Annotated in this window: 3 protein-coding genes, 1 pseudogene and 1 other annotated feature; all 4 genes and pseudogenes read left to right on the forward strand. The window is 36.1% G+C overall.

From position 1 onward, the window contains the following. Positions 1-473 precede the first annotated feature (473 nt). Positions 474-1,163 carry a response regulator transcription factor gene (locus DVW06_RS16625; RefSeq protein ID WP_003129151.1) on the forward strand — a complete coding sequence of 230 codons (690 nt, stop codon included), beginning with the start codon at positions 474-476 and terminating at the stop codon, positions 1,161-1,163. Continuing rightward, positions 1,153-2,337, forward strand: a complete 1,185-nt coding sequence (locus DVW06_RS16630) for a sensor histidine kinase (protein WP_003129153.1) — start codon at positions 1,153-1,155, stop codon at positions 2,335-2,337. The genes DVW06_RS16625 and DVW06_RS16630 overlap by 11 nt, the downstream gene beginning before the upstream one ends. A gap of 41 nt (positions 2,338-2,378) precedes the next feature. After that, positions 2,379-2,576 (forward strand) — a binding site (T-box leader). A gap of 49 nt (positions 2,577-2,625) precedes the next feature. After that, complete coding sequence (gene serS, locus DVW06_RS16635; RefSeq protein ID WP_005473111.1) at positions 2,626-3,903, forward strand: serine--tRNA ligase; 1,278 nt, start codon at positions 2,626-2,628, stop codon at positions 3,901-3,903. Positions 3,904-4,037: 134 nt separating this feature from the next. Beyond that, a pseudogene (locus DVW06_RS16640) lies at positions 4,038-4,455 on the forward strand (polysaccharide deacetylase family protein); the annotation flags it as partial.

Consider the following 4,455-nt stretch of genomic DNA (forward strand, 5'->3'; position numbering starts at 1 on the left):
GCGTCATCAGCGACTCCATTAGAATAACAAATGAATTGTTATTTGTCAACAACTTTTTTCAATCTTTTTTGTTGCTGTATCAGCATCAAATTGATTTCTTAAATTTGCGACTTCGTTATAATATCATCTGTTGGTTCTGGCGTCAACAACTTTTTTCATTTTCTTTTAGAAATGATTTTTGTCATTTGGCACATGTAATAATATAGCAACTATCTTGCCATTCGTCAACAGTAAAATCATTGATATTTCAACGTTTCTAAATACTGCGGTTCCATCATATATTTTAGTTAATTCTATGGAATAATCTCTCCATTTGGAAACTATGATGATTATTTGAATTCTCAATGTTCGGTTTTTATTCTTGTTGTAAGTATTATTTCCTATCATTCTTATAAATTTAAGTATGATTTTATCAATTTCCTAGAATATTTGCTAAAATAGGAGAAAAGAATATTGTTCCTAGGAGGATTTATATGAAAATACTTGTTGCTGATGATGATAAAGAGATTGTTGAACTATTAAGTATCTATCTTCATAATGAAGGTTATGAAGCCGTCAAAGCTTATGATGGTAAAGAAGCTTTAACAAAAATTAGAACTACTCCAGATATTGAATTACTGATATTGGATATCATGATGCCTGAAATGGATGGCATGCAGGTTGTAAAAGAGTTGCGAAAAGAATCACAAATTCCAATCATCATGCTAACTGCTAAGACTACTGATATGGATAAAATACGAGGTCTAGTTGCTGGTGCAGACGACTATGTAACAAAACCATTCAATCCTTTGGAAGTGATGGCTCGCGTCAAGTCTCTGCTCCGTCGAACAAAAATGCAAGCTCCCTCTAATCAGCCAGATATCTTAGAAGTTAGCTCATTGATCATTAATCGTGATTCTCATGAAGTAAAAACAATCACCGGAAATGAGATCCAATTGACCGCTCTTGAATTTGGTATTCTCTACCTATTAGCATCCCATCCGAATCGTGTATTTAGTGCTGATGAAATTTTTGAGCGTGTGTGGAAGCAAGAGAGTGTCGTGTCAGCCAAAACCGTAATGGTTCATGTGAGTCATCTGCGTGATAAGATAGAAGAAGCAACTGATGGCGAGAAAGTCATTCAAACAGTGTGGGGAGTTGGCTATAAAATAGATGCGAAGTAATCCAATAGAAAAAAAGAAACGTATCACCCTCACTTCTAAAGAAATCAGTGAATTATTTGCAGAAGGAATCGTTACTGTAATCCTTTTACTTCTATTAAATGTCGCGATTTTAGTCATCTTGACTTCTATAAGAGAGAATTCACCGTTGTTAGTGGAGGCGATCTATGAGTCAAAAAACGCTTTTACTTCTGCTTTTGACACGGATATTTTTCAAAGTGGCCGCAATTTCATTATCCCTTTGTTCTTTTTATTAGATGTGATTGTTTTATATTGGCGTTTGATTCGTCGATACCGTCAAATGCAGCTACGGCATATTATTAGTGAGCTTCATTATATTGCAGAGGGAAACTATGATCATCGTATTCCATTTGAACTGCGTGGTGACCTCAATCGGATTGTTTCAAATATTAACGGCTTGGTAGATAGTACCGTCGCCGCCATTGAAGATGAACGAAGGATCGAACAGTCGAAGGATGAATTAATTACAAATGTTAGTCACGATATCCGAACCCCTTTAACTTCTATTATTGGTTATCTAGGCCTGATTGAAGATCGTCAGTATCATTCTGAAGAAGAGTTATTGAAATATACTCATACCGCTTATGTCAAAGCAAAGCAAATGAAATCTTTAGTAGACGATCTTTTCGAATACACAAAAGTAAGACAGCCTAGCGTCCCAATAAATGTCATTTCTTTTGATATGGCGCAATTAGTCGAACAACTAGCTGCAGATTTTGAATTAGAAGCATCTCGTAAAGGAATAAAGATTGAGACTCACACTCGCCCAGAGCACATTATTATGGACGGTGATACTGAGAAGCTTGTACGAGTTTTCAATAATTTATTGTCTAATGCTTTAAAGTATGGAAAAGGCGCTGACAAAATCGTAATGGAAGTGGAAAAAGTAGGAACAGAAGCCATTCTAACAGTTAAGAACAATGGACAAATGATTCCCAAACATTCATTAGACTCCTTATTTGACCGCTTCTATCGAGTGGAGGAATCACGTTCGCAGGAAACTGGAGGAACTGGACTTGGTCTTGCCATTGCTCAAAGCATCGTTGCCTTGCATGGTGGCTACATTTTTGCAAAATCTACTCCGGATTGGACCTCCTTTATTATCCATCTCCCATTAAAGAGAAATGATTTATCAAATACCCAAAACTATGGTTGACGAACTAACGCTTTTTCGCTATTCTAGAGAAAATACTTACTAATAAAGCATAGAACCTAGTACATTTTTTACTTTTTCAGAGAACTGATGGTTGGTGAGAATCAGTAATGGAAAGAATGGAATCCAGTTCATTAAAAGTGTATCTTTTGAAAGAAAGATCGTGTGCCCACGTTACGGGCAACAAGGGCAGCGTTATGCTGAACTCGGGTGGTACCGCGAAAGATCTTTTCGTCCCAAGAATAGGGATGAAAAGGTCTTTTTTTATATGAAAAACAAGGGGGAAGAATTATGTTAGATATTAAAATGATTCGGCAAAATTTTGACAAAGTCCAAACAAAATTACAGACTCGCGGAGTAAAAAAAGAAGTATTAGAAGAATTCTTAAAGTTAGATGAAAGGAGACGACAACTCCTAGTAGAGACAGAAGAATTAAAAAAAGTTCGAAATGAAGTTTCTGCAGAAATAGCTCAACTAAAACGAGCAAAAAAAGCAGCAGATGATAAAATTACTGAGATGAAAGAAGTCGGTACTAAAATCAAGTCTCTTGATGACGAGATTGCAAAAATTGATTCAGAAATCAAATTGATCGCAACGACATTACCTAATCTGCCTCATGACTCTGTCCCAGTTGGAAAAGATGAAGATGACAATGTTGAAGTAAGACGCTGGGCTACACCAAAAGAATTTGATTTCGAAGCAAAGCCTCATTGGGATATTGCCGAAAACCTAGGAATATTAGATTTTGAACGAGGTGCAAAGGTAGCCGGTAGCCGGTTTGTCTACTATAAAGGATTAGGTGCCCGTCTTGAACGAGCTTTATATAACTTTATGCTAGACCAACATGTTTATGAACATGGGTACACTGAGATGATTACTCCATATATTGTTAATAGCGATGCAATGTTTGGAACTGGACAGTTTCCTAAATTCAAAGAAGATGTTTTCCAATTAGCGGAAACAGATCTTACCTTGATTCCTACTGCTGAGGTTCCTTTAACGAATTATTATAATGGAGAAATATTGGATCTTGACCAACTACCGGTTTACTTCACAGCATTAAGTCCTTCTTTCCGCTCAGAAGCTGGAAGTGCTGGTCGTGATACTCGCGGATTAATTCGATTACATCAATTCAACAAAGTTGAAATGGTCAAACTAAGTGAAGCAGCACACTCTTATGAAGAATTAGAAAAAATGACTGCAAATGCAGAAGACATTTTACAAAAATTACAACTTCCTTATCGAGTAATGGCATTGTCTACAGGTGACATGGGCTTCTCTGCTGCTAAAACGTATGATTTGGAAGTATGGATTCCAGCACAAGAAACATATCGAGAAATCAGTTCATGTTCTAATTGTGAAGATTTTCAAGCACGTCGAGCAATGATCCGTTATAGAGATAACGATGGCAAGATTCATTACATGCATACATTAAATGGTTCAGGACTAGCAGTCGGTAGAACTGTTGCTGCCGTATTAGAAAACTATCAAAATGAAGATGGTAGTGTGACTATACCAGAAGTACTAGTTCCTTATATGGGTGGAGTTACCCGAATTGAAAAAAATTGAAGAACAAGGTAGGATGAGAATTCCTACCTTTTTTCTTTAAATATTCTAAGAAATACCCCCCTATTGTTGAAACTATATTACATTTATGTTACGTTTATTTTACTTTATGATGATAAATGGAGGGATAAAGTCATATGTCTGACAAAAATACCTATGCACGTCGTAGCCAACGTCACAAACAAGAACCTGATACCTGTGAAAATACAAATCAATTGAATGAAGCTGTAAAGCCCAAAACCGGAAACGAAAACAAACAACAAAAAATACCGAAGAAAAAATCTAATTATAGCAAGTATATATTCGCATTGTTTACCGCACTTATTCTAGTAATTGTCGCTACTGGCGGCTATATTGTTTATACATTAAAACAGCAAGAAGCAGAAGCTCAAGCCAAATATGAAACTGCTGCAAAAAATCTCATGGCTTCAATCCAAGAAGAGCAAGACCAAAGTGGAATTTCAACGAAAATAGATACTATAAATGACGGAGAAAATAAGTGCCTTGTTTACCGTCCAGTTGATGAAAATACTGTTCCTTTCAAAAATGCAAACC

Origin of the sequence: Enterococcus sp. ARL09-542 (assembly GCF_005234805.1) — a bacterium.
GTDB classification, from domain to species: Bacteria; Bacillota; Bacilli; order Lactobacillales; family Enterococcaceae; genus Enterococcus_D; species Enterococcus_D gallinarum.

Coding starts and splice junctions, on each gene's coding strand:
- DVW06_RS16625 (WP_003129151.1), top strand. CDS start 474: ATGAAAATACTTGTTGCTGATGATGATAAAGAGATTGTTGAACTATTA.
- serS (WP_005473111.1), top strand. CDS start 2,626: ATGTTAGATATTAAAATGATTCGGCAAAATTTTGACAAAGTCCAAACA.
- DVW06_RS16630 (WP_003129153.1), top strand. CDS start 1,153: ATGCGAAGTAATCCAATAGAAAAAAAGAAACGTATCACCCTCACTTCT.